The organism is Bradyrhizobium lablabi, assembly GCF_018131005.1.
GTDB lineage: Bacteria > Pseudomonadota > Alphaproteobacteria > Rhizobiales > Xanthobacteraceae > Bradyrhizobium > Bradyrhizobium lablabi_D.
In genome coordinates this window covers 271284-288103 of record NZ_JAFCJK010000001.1, presented here as the reverse complement: position 1 = coordinate 288103, position 16820 = coordinate 271284, and the positions used below count along the sequence as shown (strand labels likewise).

The 16820-nt window shown below is 63.1% G+C and carries 14 protein-coding genes; 9 read left to right on the top strand and 5 right to left on the bottom strand.

The window, feature by feature from the left end:
• Position 1: 1 nt before the first annotated feature.
• Positions 2-916, bottom strand: coding sequence for a methylenetetrahydrofolate reductase [NAD(P)H] (metF, locus tag JQ553_RS01410; RefSeq protein ID WP_212498093.1), 915 nt, complete (start codon positions 914-916; stop codon positions 2-4).
• Positions 917-1310: 394 nt separating this feature from the next.
• Between metF and JQ553_RS01405 the strand changes: the two genes are divergently transcribed.
• Entirely contained in the window at positions 1311-2327 is a 1017-nt protein-coding gene (locus tag JQ553_RS01405; RefSeq protein WP_212498763.1) for an LLM class flavin-dependent oxidoreductase, read from the top strand.
• 65 nt (positions 2328-2392) lie between these two features.
• Here JQ553_RS01405 and JQ553_RS01400 read toward each other — a convergent pair whose 3' ends face one another.
• Positions 2393-3253, bottom strand: a complete 861-nt coding sequence (locus tag JQ553_RS01400; RefSeq protein WP_212498092.1) for a prephenate dehydratase — start codon at positions 3251-3253, stop codon at positions 2393-2395.
• Positions 3254-3275: 22 nt separating this feature from the next.
• Positions 3276-4016 carry a 3-deoxy-manno-octulosonate cytidylyltransferase gene (locus tag JQ553_RS01395; protein WP_212498091.1) on the bottom strand — a complete coding sequence of 247 codons (741 nt, stop codon included), beginning with the start codon at positions 4014-4016 and terminating at the stop codon, positions 3276-3278.
• A gap of 198 nt (positions 4017-4214) precedes the next feature.
• Here JQ553_RS01395 and JQ553_RS01390 point away from each other — a divergent pair, with 198 nt between their 5' ends.
• From JQ553_RS01390 to JQ553_RS01365, 6 genes are all read left to right on the top strand, one after another.
• Positions 4215-4763 carry a cytochrome c family protein gene (locus tag JQ553_RS01390; protein WP_212498090.1) on the top strand — a complete coding sequence of 183 codons (549 nt, stop codon included), beginning with the start codon at positions 4215-4217 and terminating at the stop codon, positions 4761-4763.
• Between the two features lie 219 nt (positions 4764-4982).
• Positions 4983-6884, top strand: coding sequence for an extracellular solute-binding protein (locus tag JQ553_RS01385; RefSeq protein ID WP_212498089.1), 1902 nt, complete (start codon positions 4983-4985; stop codon positions 6882-6884).
• A gap of 15 nt (positions 6885-6899) precedes the next feature.
• Complete coding sequence (locus tag JQ553_RS01380; protein ID WP_212498088.1) at positions 6900-8771, top strand: extracellular solute-binding protein; 1872 nt, start codon at positions 6900-6902, stop codon at positions 8769-8771.
• Between the two features lie 3 nt (positions 8772-8774).
• Positions 8775-9884, top strand: a complete 1110-nt coding sequence (locus tag JQ553_RS01375; RefSeq protein WP_212498087.1) for a microcin C ABC transporter permease YejB — start codon at positions 8775-8777, stop codon at positions 9882-9884.
• Complete coding sequence (locus JQ553_RS01370; RefSeq protein ID WP_212498086.1) at positions 9884-11062, top strand: ABC transporter permease; 1179 nt, start codon at positions 9884-9886, stop codon at positions 11060-11062. The genes JQ553_RS01375 and JQ553_RS01370 overlap by 1 nt, the downstream gene beginning before the upstream one ends.
• 11 nt (positions 11063-11073) lie before the next feature.
• Positions 11074-12699 carry an ABC transporter ATP-binding protein gene (locus JQ553_RS01365; protein ID WP_212498085.1) on the top strand — a complete coding sequence of 542 codons (1626 nt, stop codon included), beginning with the start codon at positions 11074-11076 and terminating at the stop codon, positions 12697-12699.
• Between the two features lie 174 nt (positions 12700-12873).
• Here the strand turns inward: JQ553_RS01365 and JQ553_RS01360 are convergent, their stop codons facing one another.
• Both JQ553_RS01360 and JQ553_RS01355 read right to left on the bottom strand, forming a co-directional pair.
• On the bottom strand, positions 12874-13716 hold the full coding sequence (locus JQ553_RS01360) for an NlpC/P60 family protein (protein ID WP_212498084.1): 843 nt from the start codon (positions 13714-13716) through the stop codon (positions 12874-12876).
• Positions 13709-15088, bottom strand: coding sequence for a M17 family metallopeptidase (locus JQ553_RS01355; protein ID WP_212498083.1), 1380 nt, complete (start codon positions 15086-15088; stop codon positions 13709-13711). Before JQ553_RS01355 ends, JQ553_RS01360 begins: the two co-directional genes overlap by 8 nt.
• A gap of 141 nt (positions 15089-15229) precedes the next feature.
• On the opposite strand from JQ553_RS01355, the gene JQ553_RS01350 reads away from it, so the two are divergent.
• Both JQ553_RS01350 and JQ553_RS01345 read left to right on the top strand, forming a co-directional pair.
• Entirely contained in the window at positions 15230-15433 is a 204-nt protein-coding gene (locus JQ553_RS01350; RefSeq protein ID WP_212498082.1) for a hypothetical protein, read from the top strand.
• A gap of 119 nt (positions 15434-15552) precedes the next feature.
• Complete coding sequence (locus JQ553_RS01345) at positions 15553-16368, top strand: tetratricopeptide repeat protein (protein ID WP_212498081.1); 816 nt, start codon at positions 15553-15555, stop codon at positions 16366-16368.
• The last annotated feature ends 452 nt before the right edge of the window (positions 16369-16820 follow it).

The window sequence follows — 16820 nt, the reverse complement described above, 5'->3', positions numbered from 1 at the left end:
ATCAGGCAGCTTTCTGCGCGGCGTTCGGCCGGATGCCGAGCAAGTGGCTGATCGCGAAGACGAGGTCCGCGCGGTTCATGGTGTAGAAGTGGAAGGTGTCGACGCCGTGCTTGAACAGCTTTTGCACCTGGCCTGCGGCCACGGTCGCCGCCACCAGCTTGCGCGTCTCCGCGTCGTTATCGAGACCGTCGAATTTCGCAGCGAACCAATCCGGCACCGTGGTGCCGGCGCGGGTCACGAAATTGCGGGCCTGCTTGAAATTGTGCATCGGCATGATGCCCGGCACGATCGGGATCGCGATGCCGCGGGCGCACACCCGGTCGCGGTAGCGGAAGTAGAGATCGTTGTCGAAGAACACCTGGGTGATGGCGCGTGTTGCGCCGGCGTCGACCTTGGCCTGCAGCGTGTCGATGTCGGCGTCGAAGTCGGCGGCTTCCGGATGCTTCTCGGGATAGGCGGAGACCGACACCTCGATGTCCGGATGACGCTTCTTGATCCCGGCGACGAGCCCGGCCGAACTCTGGTAGCCGTCCGGGTGGGTGAAATACGGCGTGCCGATTCCGCCGGGCGGATCACCCCGCAGCGCCACGATGTGGCGCACACCGACGTCGTGGTAGCGGTCGACGATGTCGTCGATCTCGCCGCACGACGCGCCGACGCAGGTCAGATGCGCGGCCGGCAGCAGCTCGGTCTCCTTCAGGATGCGCGTGATGGTCGCGTGGGTGCGCTCGCGGGTCGATCCGCCCGCGCCATAGGTGACAGAGACGAAATTCGGCGTCAGTGGCGCCAGGCGGTTGATGGTGTCCCAGAGATTGCGCTCCATCTCCTCGGTCTTCGGCGGGAAAAACTCGAAGGAGATCTTCGGCGTCTTCGTTGCGCGATGCCCGTTTGCAGCCGGGGACGTAGGATCGGACATGGGACCTCTCGGGCTCCACAGGGTTGGGCAGACAACCGGTTTGGTTCTGGAGGCCGTAAGGTAGGCCATGCGCATTCAGACCGACAGCCCACCAGTGATGGGAAATAGCCCATTTAATTTGGAAACGCGACCTTCACAACCGTGTGCATGTCATAAGTGGGCAGTAAATTCATCGCTGAATAAACGAAAACGTTAGTGATATCTTATAATTAACTGAGAGGTGCGACCACCTTATACTTCCTCTCAATGTGGGCAGAATGATGATGTCAATGAACTATAGCAATCCAGCCCAACATCCGAAGGTCGGACGGTGCGTCAGGTGCCATCGCGCGCGGGCCAGATCTGCATGGCCGGGGCCTTTGTCGACCCATCGGTCCACACTAGTTTCAGCACCATGATTCCGCTCTCCGTTCTGGACCTTTCGGTCGTCACCACCGATACCAAGCCCGCCGCCGCGCTGCGCAACAGCATCGATCTGGCGCGCCATGTCGATGGCCTCGGCTATGTCAGGTACTGGCTTGCCGAACATCACAACCTCGCCTCCGTCGCAAGCCCTGCGCCCGACCTGATGATAGGGCAGATCGCGGCGGTGACGCGGAACATCCGCGTCGGCTCCGGCGGCGTGATGCTGCCCAATCATGCGCCGCTGGCGGTCGCCGAACGTTTCAAGATGCTGGAGGCGCTGTTTCCGGGCCGGATCGATCTCGGCCTCGGCCGCGCGCCCGGCACCGACGGCGCGACCGCCTATGCGCTGAGGAGCAGGCTCGACCGCCGCGAGGGCGACGATTTCCTCGAGCGGCTGCATGAGTTGACCTTGTGGGAGACGCGCGATTTCCCGCCCGGCCATCCCTACAACAAGGTCGTGGCAATGCCGGACGACACGCCGCTGCCGCCGATCTGGCTGCTTGGCTCGAGTGATTACTCCGCCGAACTCGCCGCGCAGGTCGGGATGGGCTTTGCATTTGCGCATCATTTCGCCACCCATGATGCTATCGCGGCGATGACGAACTACCGCGCGCACTTCACTCCGTCGGGCTGGCGCGCCACGCCGCACAGCATCCTGGCGGTCGCCGTGGTCGCCGCAGAGACCGACGCGGAGGCCGAGAAGCTTGCGTTGTCGATGGACCTCAACCGCCTGCGCCGCGACCGCGGCGAGTATCTGCCGCTGCCAGGCGTCGAGGAAGCGGAGGCCTATCCCTACACGGACGCCGAGCGCGCCTCGATCGCGCGCAACCGCTCGCGCTTCTTCGTCGGCAGCCCTGCGACCGTGATGGCCAGGCTGCAGCCGCTGATTGCTGCGACCCAAGCGGACGAATTGATGGTGATATCAGCGGTCTTCGACCACGAAGCCCGGAAGAAATCCTACAGCCTTCTCGCCGGCGCCTTCGGGCTGGCCAAGGTGGCGGCGTAGTTGGAACCGATCCGGGGGCGGAGCGCGGGCACAGGTTCACGCTTTGCGCGCCCGAATCGCCCCAATCAGTCCCGGGTCTCGGTAAAGGTCGCGCGGAACGGATGCGCCGGATAGACGCCGATGATGCGGAATTCGCGGGAGAAGAATTTCAGCTCCTCCAGCGCGAAGGTAAGGCCGCGATCCTCAGGATGGCCGTCAACGTCGGCATAGAATTGCGTGGCGAAGAAATTGCCGTCGACCATGTAGCTTTCGAGCTTGGTCATGTTGACGCCGTTGGTGGCAAAGCCGCCGAGCGCCTTGTAGAGCGCGGCGGGCAGGTTGCGCACCCGGAATACAAAGGTGGTGACGAGCGGTCCCGAACCTTGCCTGGCCCAGTTCGCCTCCCGCGCCAGCACCACGAAGCGGGTGGTGTTGTGGGCCTCGTCCTCGATGTCCTCGGCGAGGATGTCGAGGCCATAGATATCGGCGGCAAGCCGCGAGGCAATCGCAGCGACGCTTTTGTCGCCGCGCTCGGAGATGTCGCGGGCGCTGCCGGCGGTGTCGGCGGCGACGATCGGCTTGATGCCGAGCTTGCGGATGACGCGGCGGCACTGGCCGAGCGCGTGCACATGGCTCTCGACGCTCTTGATGTCGGAGATTTTGGTCCCCTTGATTGCCATCAACTGGTGGCGGACCGGCAAAAACCACTCGCCGACGATGAACAGGCCCGAGGCCGGCAGCAGATGATGAATGTCGGCGACGCGGCCGGCGACCGAATTCTCGATCGGGATCATGCCGAGGTCGGCTTCACCGGAGGAAATCGCGGCCAGCGCATCCTCGAAGGTCGGGCACGGCATCGGCTCGGCGTCGGGATAGGCTTCGACGATCGCGATGTGGGAATTGGCGCCAGGCTCGCCCTGGAACGCGATTTTCAGCTTTTTGGTCATGCGGGGGTCTTTTAGCAGCGGTTCAGGCTTTTGCCAGTATCCGCCTCGCGGTTTCGAGGTCGGCCAGGGTGTCGACGCCACGCGGGACGCTATCGACGATCGTGATGTCGATACGCATTCCGGCCTCCAGCGCGCGAAGCTGTTCGAGCTTTTCCTGCTGTTCGAGCGGCGAAGGCGGCAGCGCCACGAACCGTTCCAGCGCCGCGCGGCGGTAGGCGTAGAGGCCGATGTGGTGGTAGCGCGGTCCATTGCCATGGGGCGCCGTGGCGCGGGTGAAATAGAGCGCGCGCAGCCGGTTCACCCCGATTGGCGAGCCAACGGCTTTCACCACGCTCGGGGCCTGGTCCTCATCCTCGGTATGGATTTGTGAGGCCAGTGTCGCAATGTCGACGGCCGGGTCGTCGAGCGGCGCCAGCGCGGCGCGGATCGTGTCCGGGGTGATCGTCGGAAAGTCGCCCTGCAGGTTGACCACGATCTCGGTCTTCCCGTCCGGGTCCAGCGTCCGCATGGCCTCGTGGATCCGGTCCGAGCCGGACGGGTGGTCGGCGCGGGTCATCACCGCCTCGCCGCCGGCGGCCCTCACTGCGCCTGCGATCTCCGCCGTGTCGGTGGCGACCGCGACCCGACCGATGCCGGTCTCTTCCGCCCTGCGAAGCACGTGGACGATCATGGGCAATCCGGCGATGTCCAGAAGCGGTTTGCCGGGAAGTCGCGTGGCCGCCATGCGGGCGGGAATCAGCACCAAGATACGGGGGTCGGTCATCGTGTCGGGGCCCGATCGGGCAGCGGGAATTGATGGGGACTGCGCGAAATCCGGCGCGTTTATACGGGTTGCCAGAGCGCGGGCAAACCGATATCTCAAACTGGCCTGGGGGCGGCGCGAAAGGCCGATTCCCGGGTCCTTCCGCGCGGCCGTCTTCCGGCCTGAAGTCTACATTCAAGGCTCGGAGCCTGATCCAAAATGGACTCCTTCGAACTCAATAAGATCCTCGGTGCGCTGCTTGGCACCTGCATCATTGTCCTGGTGACGAGCTTTGCCGCCGGCGCGAAATTTACGCCCAGAGTGCCGGAGAAGCCGGGTTTCGAGATCGCGGTGAAGGAAGAGTCGCATGGCGGTGGCGGCGAGGCGGCTGCTGCGTCGTCCGAGCCGATTGAGAAGCTGCTGCAGACCGCCTCCGTCGAGAAGGGCGCGGCGGCCGCCAAGAAATGCGGAGCCTGCCACACCTTCGAGAAGGGTGGCCCGAATCGCGTCGGCCCGAACCTGTTCGGCGTCGTGGGCGAGGCGCGCGGCGAGGGCCGCGGGTTCAACTTCTCCGCTGCCATGAAGGCCAAGGGCGGCACCTGGACCTTCGATGAACTCAACAAGTTCCTGACCAACCCGAAGGGCTACATTCCGGGTACGGCGATGGGCTTCGCCGGTATTCCGAAGGACAGCGAGCGCGCCGATGTGATCGCGTACCTGAATTCGATGTCGGATCACCCGGAGCCGCTGCCGACCGCTTCGAAGTAACGAATTGTTCAGCGAGCACGCGCGGACCGAACGGCCAGGCAACGCCTGGCCGTTTTTGCATGGAGAAGCCATTTGTGGGTTGCAGGTCTGCTATCGGGACGTTTCGCCGCACCGGATCGGTTCCGGAGCGCTCATCATGAGGAAAAAGCAACGTAACTGGTCGAATGGTTGCCTTATATTGGGTCCCATCTAAACGGGCTTAGTGACAGGAATTCCGAATTGGCGATCACCCGACGACAACTTCTTCAAGGCAGCGCACTGGCGGCGATGGCGCCGGTGCTGGGTTTCAATTCCGGCGTCGCGATCACGCCGGCATTTGCGGATGATGGCCCGGACGGGCTGAAGTGGCGGCACGGTCTGTCGCTCTTCGGCACAGTCAAATATCCGGCTGACTTCAAGCGGTTTGATTATGTCAATCCGGATGCGCCGAAGGGCGGCACGGTCCGTCAAATTGCCATCGGCACTTTTGACAATTTCAATGTGGTCGTCTCGGGGGTGAAGGGCTCCGTCGCGGGCGCGGTCGCGCTTATCTACGAATCCCTGACGACACCTGCGCTCGACGAAGTCTCGACGGAATACGGATCGCTGGCGGAGGCCGCGAGTTACCCTGACGACTTTTCCTATGTCATTTACCGGCTTCGTCCGCAGGCCAAATGGCATGACGGCACACCCGTCACCCCGGACGACGTGATCTTCTCGCTCGATGCTTTCAAGAAGCATCACCCGATGTTTTCGGCCTATTACAGCCACGTGGTGCGGGCGGAGAAGATCGGCGACCGGGAAGTGAAGTTTGTCTTCGACATGCCGGGCAATCGAGAACTCCCGCAGATCGTCGGCCAGCTGACTATTCTGCCGAAGCACTGGTGGGAGGGCACCGATAGCCAAGGGCGCAAACGTGACGTGTCCGCGACGACGCTCGAGAAGCCGCTCGGGTCGGGAGCCTATCGCATCAAGGATTTTGTCGCGGGACGGACCGTCGTTCTCGAACGAGTCAAGGATCATTGGGCCCGCGACCTCGCGATCAATGTCGGCCGCAACAATTTCGACGAGCTGCGCTACGAGTATTTCAGAGATCCGACGGTCGCGATCGAGGCTTTCAAGGGGGATCAGATCGATTGGCGTACAGAGAACAGCGCCAAGGCCTGGGCGACCGCCTATCAATTCCCGGCCGTCACCGACAAGCGCGTGGTGCTGGAAGAGTTTCCGAACCGAAGTTCCGGCATCATGCAGGCCTTTGCGCCAAACCTGCGTCGCGCCAAATTTGCCGATCCGCGTGTCCGCCGGGCTCTGAACTATGCGTTCGACTTCGAGGAAGTGAACAAGCAGCTGTTCTTCGGCCAATACAAGCGCATCACCAGCTTCTTCGACGGCGCTGAGGAACTGATGGCGACTGGTCTGCCGCAGGACAAGGAACTCGGCATCCTCGAAACCGTGCGCGGGCAGGTACCGGCCGAAGTATTCACGACGGTGTACACCAACCCGGTCGGCGGCAATCCCGAAGCCGTGCGCGGAAATCTGCGCGAAGCGTCACGGCTGCTCAAGGAGGCAGGCTACGAAGTGCGAGACCGCAAACTGGTCGATTCCAGGACCGGCGAGCCGTTCGCGATCGAACTGCTGAGCGAGGATCCGAATTTCGAAAGGGTCATGCTGGCTTACAAGCCATCACTGGAGCGGCTCGGGATGTCGATCAGTGTGCGCACGATTGATCCGATCCAGTACGAAAACCGCCTTCGCGACTGGGATTTCGACATCGTTGTCGCGTCCTGGCCGGAATCCCTGTCTCCCGGGAACGAGCAACGCGAATTCTGGGGAGCGAAATCTGCCGACGCACCGGGATCGCGCAATATCGTCGGCATCAAGAATCCGGCGATCGACAAGCTGATCGAGCGGGTGATTTTTGCGAAGGATCGAGAAGATCTCGTCGCCGCGACGAAAGCGCTCGACCGCGTGCTGTTGTGGAACCACTACGTGGTCCCGCAATGGAACTATCCAAAGGTCCGTACGGCGCGCTGGGACCGGTTCGGCCGTCCCGCAGAGTTGCCTAGATATGGCCTCTCTGGATTCCCGGCGATCTGGTGGTACGACGCCGAAAAGGCCGCGAACACCGGTAAGCGTTCTTAACGTAAGGATCCGCGCATGGCGCTATTCACCCGTCGGCACGCACTCGGTCTTGGCATCGGTGCGTTGAGCGCTGCATGCCTTCGCGTCGCGCCGGCGGCGGCCGACGACGGCGCCGAGATGCACGGCATGTCTGTGTTCGGCGATCTGAAATATCCGGCGGACTTTCAACGTTTCGATTACGTCAATCCGAGTGCGCCCAAGGGCGGGTTCTTCTCGCTGATCCCCTCGGTGCGCGCATACAATCAGTCCTTCTACACCTTCAATTCGCTGAACGCCTACGTCCTGAAGGGCGAGGGTGCGCAGGGCATGGACATGACGTTCGCGACGTTGATGACGCGGGCCAATGACGAGCCCGACGCGATGTATGGCTATGCTGCGAAGTCGGTTCAAATCTCGCCGGACAAGCTCAGCTACCGTTTCACCGTGCGCCCGGAGGCGCGGTTCCACGACGGCTCGAAGCTGACCGCACGGGATGTTGCCTTCTCGCTCAATACGCTGAAGGAAAAAGGTCACCCGCTGATCGTCGTGCAGATGCGCGACTTCGTAAAGGCCGAGGCGCTCGACGACGCGACAGTCGTCGTAACCTTCGCGCCCAATCGCGCGCGTGACGTGCCACTCTATGTCGCCGGCCTGCCGATCTTCTCGAAGGCCTATTATGCGACGCGGCCGTTCGACGAATCGACACTGGATACGCCGCTCGGCTCGGGCCCCTACAAGGTCGGCAAGTACGAGGTCAACCGCTACATCGAATACGATCGCGTCAAGGACTGGTGGGCGGCCGATCTGCCGATCGCTCGCGGCAACTACAATTTCGACACCGTCCGCTACGAGTTCTACCGTGATCGCGATGTCGCCTTCGAAGGCTTCACCGCGAAGAATTACCTGTTCCGCGAGGAATTCACCGCCCGCATCTGGGCGACGCGTTACGATTTTCCCGCGGTCAAGGATGGCCGCGTCAAGCGCGAGACTCTTCCTGACGAATTGCCGTCGGGCGGACAGGGCTGGTTCTTCAATATCCGGCGCGAAAAATTCAGCGATCCGCGCGTGCGCGAAGCTATCGGCTGCGCGTTCGATTTCGAGTGGACCAACAAGACCGTCATGTATGGCGCCTATGCGCGCACCGTCTCGCCGTTCCAGAATTCGGATATGGTGGCGAGTGGGCCGCCGTCACCGGAAGAGCTGAAGCTGCTCGAGCCATTCCGCGGCAAGGTGCCCGACGAAGTGTTTGGCGAGCCTTATGTTCCGCCGGTGTCTGACGGATCAGGGCAGGATCGTACCCTGCTCCGCAAGGCGGGGCAGTTGCTGCAGGACGCGGGACTTGTGGTGAAGGATCGAAAGCGTCTACTGCCGAATGGCGACGTCTTGAAGATTGAGTTTCTGCTTGATGAGGCATCCTTCAAGCCGCATCACGCGACTTTCATCAAGAACCTTGAGCTGCTCGGGATCGAGGCGGAAATCCGGTTGATCGATGCCGTGCAGTATCGCGCACGTGTCGAGTCGTTCGATTTCGAAATCACGACGTCGCGCCTGAGCATGTCGCCGACGCCGGGTGACGGCCTGCGGCCGTACTTTTCATCGCAGGCGGCCGTCACCAAGGGATCCTACAATCTGGCGGGGATTGCCAGTCCGGTGATCGATGCGCTGATCGAAAAAGCCATTGCTGCCGAAACAAGGGCGGACCTGAAGAATGCGTGCCGCGCACTCGACCGCGTGTTCCGTGCCGGTCGCTACTGGGTGCCGCAATGGTACCGCAGCACGCATCCGATTGCCTATTGGGACCAGTTCTCGCATCCGGAGAAGCCGGCGAAATATGCGCAGGGCGTCGGCGCGCCGGATAACTGGTGGTATGATGCGGCCAAGGCCACGAAGCTCGAGCAGGCGAAATAGCCGATGAGCGCCTATATCGCCCGCCGTATTTTGCTGATGCTGCCAACGCTGTTGGGCATCCTGTTCGTTTCCTTCGTAGTTGTGCAGTTTGCGCCCGGCGGACCCGTCGAACGCGTCATCGCCCAGATCAACGGCGCCGATACCGGCGGCACCTCGCGCGTTTCGGGCGGTGGCGGCGATTTCGGCGCGCAGCGCGGCCAAGTGGGCACCTCCGCCGATGCGGTTACCTCGAAGTATCGCGGCGCGCAGGGGCTCGACCCCGATTTTATCAAGAAGCTCGAGGTGCAATTCGGCTTCGACAAGCCGGCGCCGGAGCGCTTCGCGCTGATGGTATGGAATTTCGCCCGCTTTGATTTCGGCAAGAGCTATTTCCGCGACGTCAGCGTGATCCAGTTGATCAAGGAAAAGCTGCCGGTCTCGATGTCGCTCGGCATCTGGATGACACTGCTGACTTACCTGATCTCGATCCCGCTCGGCATTCGCAAGGCGGTTCTTGATGGTTCCCGCTTCGACACCTGGACCTCGGCGGTAATCATCGTCGGCTTCGCCATTCCCGGCTTCCTGTTCGCGATCCTGCTGATCATCCTGTTTGCCGGCGGCTCGTTCTTCAACATCTTTCCCCTGCGCGGGCTGACCTCGGACGGCTGGTCGCAATTCCCCTGGTATTGGAAGATCATCGACTATTTCTGGCACATCACGCTGCCCTTGATCTCGATGGCGCTCGGCGCGTTCGCCACCATGACGCTGCTGACCAAGAACTCGTTCCTCGACGAGATTCGCAAGCAATATGTGATGACCGCGCGCGCCAAGGGCTGCAGCGAGCGCCAGGTGCTGTACGGCCATATCTTCCGCAACGCCATGCTGATCGTGATCGCGGGCTTCCCGGGCGCGTTCATCCATGCCTTCTTCTCCGGTTCACTCCTGATCGAGACCATCTTCTCGCTGGATGGACTCGGCCTGCTCGGTTTCGAGAGCGTGCTCAACCGTGACTATCCGGTGGTGTTCGGAACGCTGTTCATCTTTTCGCTGGTCGGACTGGTGGTCAACCTGGTCTCCGACCTTGCTTACATGTGGATCGATCCGCGGATCGATTTCGAGGCGCGGGAAGTCTGATGACGATGCTTGCGCCCCAGCCGGTCGAGACCTCGACGCAATCGCCGCTCGGCGAGGCGGTACCCGCCACGCGCCACGCCTTCGCACCGTCACCGCTCAACAGGCGCCGCTGGCAGAACTTCAAGGCGAACCGCCGCGGCTACTGGTCGTTCTGGATCTTCCTCGTCCTGTTCGTGGTGTCGCTGTTCGCCAATTTCATTGCCAACGACAAACCGCTGCTGGTCAAGTATGACGGCCGTCTCTATTGGCCGGTGCTGTTCAGCTATTCGGAAACCACCTTCGGCGGCGATTTCGAGACGGCGGCCGACTACCGCGATCCCTATCTGCAGAAGCAGATCGCGGCCAAGGGCGGCAGCGTGATCTGGCCGCCGATCCGCTACTCCTACGACACGCACAATCTCGATCTGCCGACGCCGGCGCCGTCGCCGCCGACCTGGATGCTGACCGAAGCTCAGTGCAAGGAAGTGGTGCAGAAGAAGGGCCTGACGGGCTGCCGCGACCTCGAATACAACTGGCTCGGCACCGATGATCAGGGCCGCGACGTGGTCGCGCGGCTGATCTACGGTTTCCGCATCTCGGTACTGTTCGGCCTGACGTTGACCATCCTGTCCTCGATCATCGGCATCGCCGCTGGTGGCGTGCAGGGCTATTTCGGCGGCTGGATCGACCTCGGTTTCCAGCGATTTATCGAGATCTGGACCGCGATCCCCTCGCTCTACCTGCTGCTGATCATCTCGGCGGTGCTGCCGCCCGGCTTCTTCATCCTGCTCGGCATCCTCTTGCTGTTCTCCTGGGTGTCGCTGGTCGGTCTGGTGCGCGCGGAATTCCTGCGCGGGCGCAATTTCGAATACATCCAGGCGGCGCGGGCGCTCGGCGTCTCCAATGCCGTGATCATGGTTCGCCATCTGCTGCCAAACGCCATGGTCGCAACCATGACGTTCCTGCCCTTCATCGTGTCGTCCTCGGTGATGACGTTGACCGCGCTGGACTTCCTCGGCTTCGGCCTGCCGCCCGGCTCGCCGTCGCTCGGTGAACTGCTGTCGCAGGGTAAGGCCAACGTCCAGGCGCCGTGGCTCGGCTTCACTGGCTTCTTCTCGGTTGCGATCATGCTGTCGCTTCTGATCTTTATCGGCGAAGCCGCGCGCGACGCCTTCGATCCGCGCAAGACGTTCCGCTGAAGGGCTGCCGCATGGATACCATCAACCAGCCGCTGCTCGATGTGCGTGACCTCTCGGTGGCGTTCGGCCGCTCGGTTGCAGTCGACCGTATCTCGTTCTCGATCAAGCGCGGCGAGTGCGTGGCGCTCGTCGGCGAATCCGGCTCGGGAAAATCGGTCAGCGCGCTGTCGATCCTCAAGCTGTTGCCCTATCCCGCGGCGTCGCACCCTTCCGGCGCGATCAGCTTCCGTGGCCGCGATCTCCTGACCGCTTCCAACCAGGAGATGCGCGAGATCCGCGGCAACGACATCTCGATCATCTTCCAGGAGCCGATGACCTCGCTCAATCCGCTCCACACCATCGAATCCCAGATCGGCGAGATACTGTCGCTGCATCGGGGCATCGGTGGATCGGCGGCGCGGGCGCGGACGCTGGAATTGCTGCGTCAGGTCGGTATCCCCGAGCCGGAAACGCGGCTGCAGAGCTATCCGCACCAATTGTCCGGCGGCCAGCGCCAGCGTGTGATGATCGCGATGGCGCTCGCCAACGAGCCGGATCTGTTGATCGCGGATGAACCGACCACCGCGCTCGACGTCACCGTGCAGGCGCAGATCCTGGCGCTGCTCGCCGAAATCCGCACCCGGCTCGGCATGAGCCTGCTCTTTATCACCCACGATCTCGGCATCGTCCGCCGCATCGCCGACACGGTCTGCGTGATGAACGACGGCAAGATCGTCGAGCAGGGGCCGGTCGAGCAGGTCTTTACCGCGCCGAAGCACGCCTATACCCGCGCGCTGCTGGCAGCCGAGCCGAAGCCCGACCCGGCGCCGCCACAGCCGGCCGCCCCGGTTGTGATGTCGGCCGACAATCTCAAGGTCTGGTTCCCGATCAAGCGTGGCTTGCTGCGTTCCACGGTCGGTCACATCAAGGCCGTCGATGGCGTCAGCCTCGCGGTGCGCAAGGGCGAGACGCTCGGCGTCGTCGGGGAATCCGGCTCCGGCAAGACCACGCTTGGCCTCGCACTGCTGCGGCTGATCTCCTCCAACGGTCCGATCGTGTTCCTCGGCAAGGACATCCAGGGCCTGCGCTTCAAGGCGATGCGGCCGTTCCGCCGCGACATGCAGATCGTGTTTCAGGACCCGTTCGGCTCGCTCAGTCCGCGCATGTCGGTTGCCGACATCATCGCCGAGGGTCTCTCCGTGCATCAGGCGCAGCTCTCGCGCGAGGAGCGCGAGACGCGGGTGATCAAGGCGCTGAAGGACGTCGGCCTCGACCCGGAATGGCGCTTCCGCTATCCCCATGAGTTTTCCGGCGGCCAGCGCCAACGCATCTCGATCGCGCGTGCGGTGGTGCTGGAGCCGAACTTCATCGTGCTGGACGAGCCGACCTCAGCGCTCGACATGCTGTTCCAGGCGCAGATGGTCGACCTGCTGCGCGACCTGCAGCGCAAGCGCGATCTCACCTACATGTTCATCTCGCATGATCTGCGCGTGGTGGCCTCGCTCGCAAGCCATCTGATCGTGATGAAATCCGGCAAGGTGGTAGAGGAGGGGCCGGCCTCCGAACTGTTCAAGAACCCGAAAAGCGAATACACCCGCGCCTTGTTCGCCGCCGCCTTCCGCCTGGAGAGCGAAGGTGAAGGGGCCGTGGCGACGTAGTTCCACGGCATCCCCGCGCGACGGCTTCGCCGTTGTCGCTGGAGCTGCGTGCCTTGCGGAGCACTTGCGCCGCTGGGGGAGCCTCAAAGGATGCATGGCTCCGCTGGTGGCCGTCGATCCTTCGAGACGCGCTTCGCGCTCCTCAGATGACCGGGTTGGATACTGTTGCGGCCGCTAAAGCCGTTTGATTGCAACCACGTCGCTGCCGGCGGCCCTGATCCGCGTGATGGCCTGTTGCGTGTTCTCGACCACGGTCGCCATGTGGTGTGCGTTGGCGTGCACGATGCTGGATGCATCGCGCGCGATAGCGACATGGCCTTTCCAGAAGATCAGGTCGCCGCGCCGCAGGTGCTTCGCTTCCGCCGCGCTCAACTCTCTCCCCAACCCTTCCTGCTGCATGTCGCTATCGCGTGGGCAGCCGGTGCCGGCCGAGGTCAGCGCGATCTGCACAAGGCCCGAGCAATCGATCCCGAATGCGCTCTTGCCGCCCCATAAATAGGGGGTGCCGGCGAACCGCTCGGCCACGGCGACGAAGTCGGGCGCGACCATGTCGAGTGCGCCGAGATGCTGACGCGGCACGTAGCGGCCCTCGCTTGTGACTGCGAACGAACCCTCTTCGCGCGTCACCGTCACCATTGCGGTCATCGGAAGGGCTTCAGCCGGCGGCAGCTTGATCGAAGGACCGGGAAAGGCGAATGTCCAGAGTGCCGTCACCTTGTGCGTGGGCGCCGCTGCGGGCTTGATCAGCGCGCTGTCCGGCAGCCAGCCGACATAACCGTCGGTGGCGAGTTGGCCCCACGCCCAGCCTTCGCCGTTGCGATCGTAGACCGTCACGCGCTCGCCCTTCAGCGCCTGCGTCATCAGTTCGCTGCCGGCAGAAGGCGCGCGGCGCAGCGGAGCGACGGCCTCGAGGACCTCGAACTCCTCGCCGTCAACGAAGCGCGCCGCCGTGACTTTGCCCTCGAGATATTTGGCTGCGAGATCGTCGCGGGCCGGCGTCAATCGCGGGTCATGCATAGCGCTGGCTCAACAGTTTGTAGATCGCGCGCGCGGCCTGACACTCGCCGCCTTCAGGACGGCCGGGCCTTGCGGATGGCGTCCAGCCATAGATGTCGACATGCAGCCAGCTTTTGGCGTGCTCGACGAAGCGCTGCAGGAATAGTGCGCAGGTGATCGAGCCAGCAAAGGTCCCCGAAGGCGCGTTGGTGATGTCGGCGGTCTTGGAGTCCAGCCAGGCGTCATAGGCCGGCCATAGCGGCATGCGCCACAATGGATCGTTCTCCTCCTTGGCGTGAGCGGCCACACGATCGGCCAGCGTTTCATCATTGGTGTAAAAGGGCGGTAAATCCGGCCCAAGCGCCACGCGCGCCGCGCCAGTCAGCGTGCCAAGGTCGATCAGAAGATCCGGCTTCTCCTCATCCGCGAGCGCCAGCGCATCGGCCAGCACGAGCCGTCCCTCGGCGTCGGTATTGCCGATCTCGACGGTGAGGCCCTTGCGCGACTTGAAGACGTCGAGCGGACGGAACGCGTTGCCGCCGACAGCGTTCTCGACTGCCGGAATCAACACGCGCAGCCGCAGCTTGAGCTTGGCGTCCATGACCATCTGGGCTAGCGCCAAGACATTGGCGGCACCGCCCATGTCCTTCTTCATGATCAGCATGGCGCTCGACGGCTTGAGATCGAGCCCGCCGGTGTCGAAACAGACGCCTTTGCCGACCAGCGTCACCTTGGGATGCGCGGGATCGCCCCAGCAGAGATCGATCAGCCGCGGCGCGCGCGTTGATGCCACGCCGACGGCGTGGATCAGCGGAAAATCCCGTGCGAGCTCGTCACCGGTGATGCAGTTGAAGCTCGCGCCGAACCGCGTCGCGAGCTCCCGCGCCGCGTCCGCGAGCTCCGTGGGGCCCATGTCGTTGGACGGCGTGTTGATGAGGTCGCGCGCGAGCGCGGCGGCGCCGGCCATCCGTCCGATGTCGGCGGCATCGATGCCGTCGGGCGGCACCAGGCGGATATCGGGCGCTTCGTTCTTGCGATAGCGGCCGAAGCGGTAGCAACCCAGCGCAAATGCGAGCGTGGCGAGCCGTGTATCATGCGCCGCGTTGGCGAAGCGGTAGACGCCCGCCGGCAGCAGGCCGGGCAGAGCGCCCGGATGGAACGGATCACGCGATTTGTGGCCGTCGTCCTCGAGACCGAACAATACCTGCGCGATGCGGCCGTCGGCCGCCGGCAATGCCAGGCATTTGCCGGGCTTGGCGGCGAAGCCGTTGTCCTCCGCATATCGACGTGCCGGCGCGGGCAATTCTTTTTTGATCGCGTCCCACGTCGCCTTGGTGACGAAGGTGATGGGAATGGCTGCGGCGCTGGGCGCGGTCTCGAACACGGATGACATGCGGCTCTCGGCTTTTCTGGCGTCGTGTGTCGCTACTACACGCCTTTCGGTCGCGATGGTAGGCTTCTGCTGCGGCCGTCCGCCGGATGTGGCCCAGGTTGAGAAGCCGCGACTATCACTTTTGCCAAGCGGGTGGAATGCATGGATATTGTGCTGAGTATTTTTGCCGGCATCGGCCACGCGATCGAACTGGCCTTCGGCTATGTGGAGAGCCACCACTGGGTCTTCGGGCTCTTGCTGATCGGCTACCTTTTCTATCTTCACGACCGCAGCCTGCACGCACGCTTCGACGCGCTGGACAAGCGGATCGACGAGGTCCGCCGGCGGCTTGCCATGGACTATTGATTGCCGCGGTCCGACCGGCCCGGGATCGGGAAGGGCGATTAACCGGCCGTTAGGGTTAATGGTCTATTGATGGCACGTTCAATTCGTTCCATTCGCCCGATTTCATGAGTCAAAATGCCATGCGTCGACAGCCCAGCCTGGCCCGGCTTTTTGCCCGGCATCTCGCTTCCGTGGCCGTGGCGGCAACCCTCATCGCGGGCCTTGGCGGCTGCCAGACCATGTCCGACGTCAGGGGATCATTGACCTCGCGGGCGGAACCCGCGCCCGACGATCCGCAACGCGCTGTCGAAGTCTATGGCGAGCGCTATCGCAACAATCCCAAGGATGTCGACGCCGCCGCCGGCTACGGCCAGGCACTGCGCCTGACCGGCCAGCGCGCGCAGGCCTGCGCGGTATTGGAGCAGGCGACCATCGCGCATCCCGGCAACAAGCAGCTGCTCGCAGCCTATGGGCGCGCGCTTGCCGACAACGGCAATTCGAAGGCAGCGTTCGACGTATTGACCCGCGCGCATACCCCGGACAATCCCGACTGGCGCATCCTGTCGGTTCAGGGAACCACGCTCGACAAGATGGGCAAGCACGAGGACGCGCGGCGGTATTATGCAAGCGCGCTGCGGATCGCCCCGGACGAGCCGTCGGTGCTGTCCAATCTCGGCCTGTCCTACATGCTGACCAAGAACCTGCCCAAAGCGGAGGAGACGCTGCGCCGTGCCTATGCGAGCGCCCGTGCCGATGGACGGGTGCGGCAGAATCTCGCCCTGGTCGTCGGCCTGCAGGGCCGCTTCGCGGAGGCCGAAGGCATCGTCAAAGCGGATCTGCCGGCTGACGAGGCGGCGGCCAATGTCGCCTATCTGCGCGAGATGATGAACCGAAAGGATGGCCCGCGCACCGCATCGCGATCCGCGCCGGTGCTTGCCCAGGGGCAAGACGACTAGCGTATTTTCGTTCTGATGAATCAGAACCGAAGCTCTGGATTCTTGTTTTTGACGCGTTTTCTTTACGCGAACCGGCGTCCACTTCGCTCGAAAACGCTATAGGGCACTCACAAAAAAGAGATCGTCGTGCGAATTAGCGCCCAGTGGATCTCTGCTCGCGGTCGACGAAAGTCGCAGGAGCGACGTCATCACTAAACTCCAACTCGTCCCGTCGGCATGATTGCGCGGCCGGAGTATTTTGTGAGGCGCGGACGGAGGACGCACGCAAAGATCGAAATTTGTAACGGCGTTGCCAGGACCGTAGTCAAACGGCCGTCGTCAATGCTTCACATCTTGTAGCGATAGTTCGCGTCCTCCTACCAAAAAAGAGACAGACGAAAATGCGAACTTGCTATACCGTTGCGGCGGCCGTGCTTCTCAGCTGTTCTGCGCACGCCGAGACGGCTGGTGTC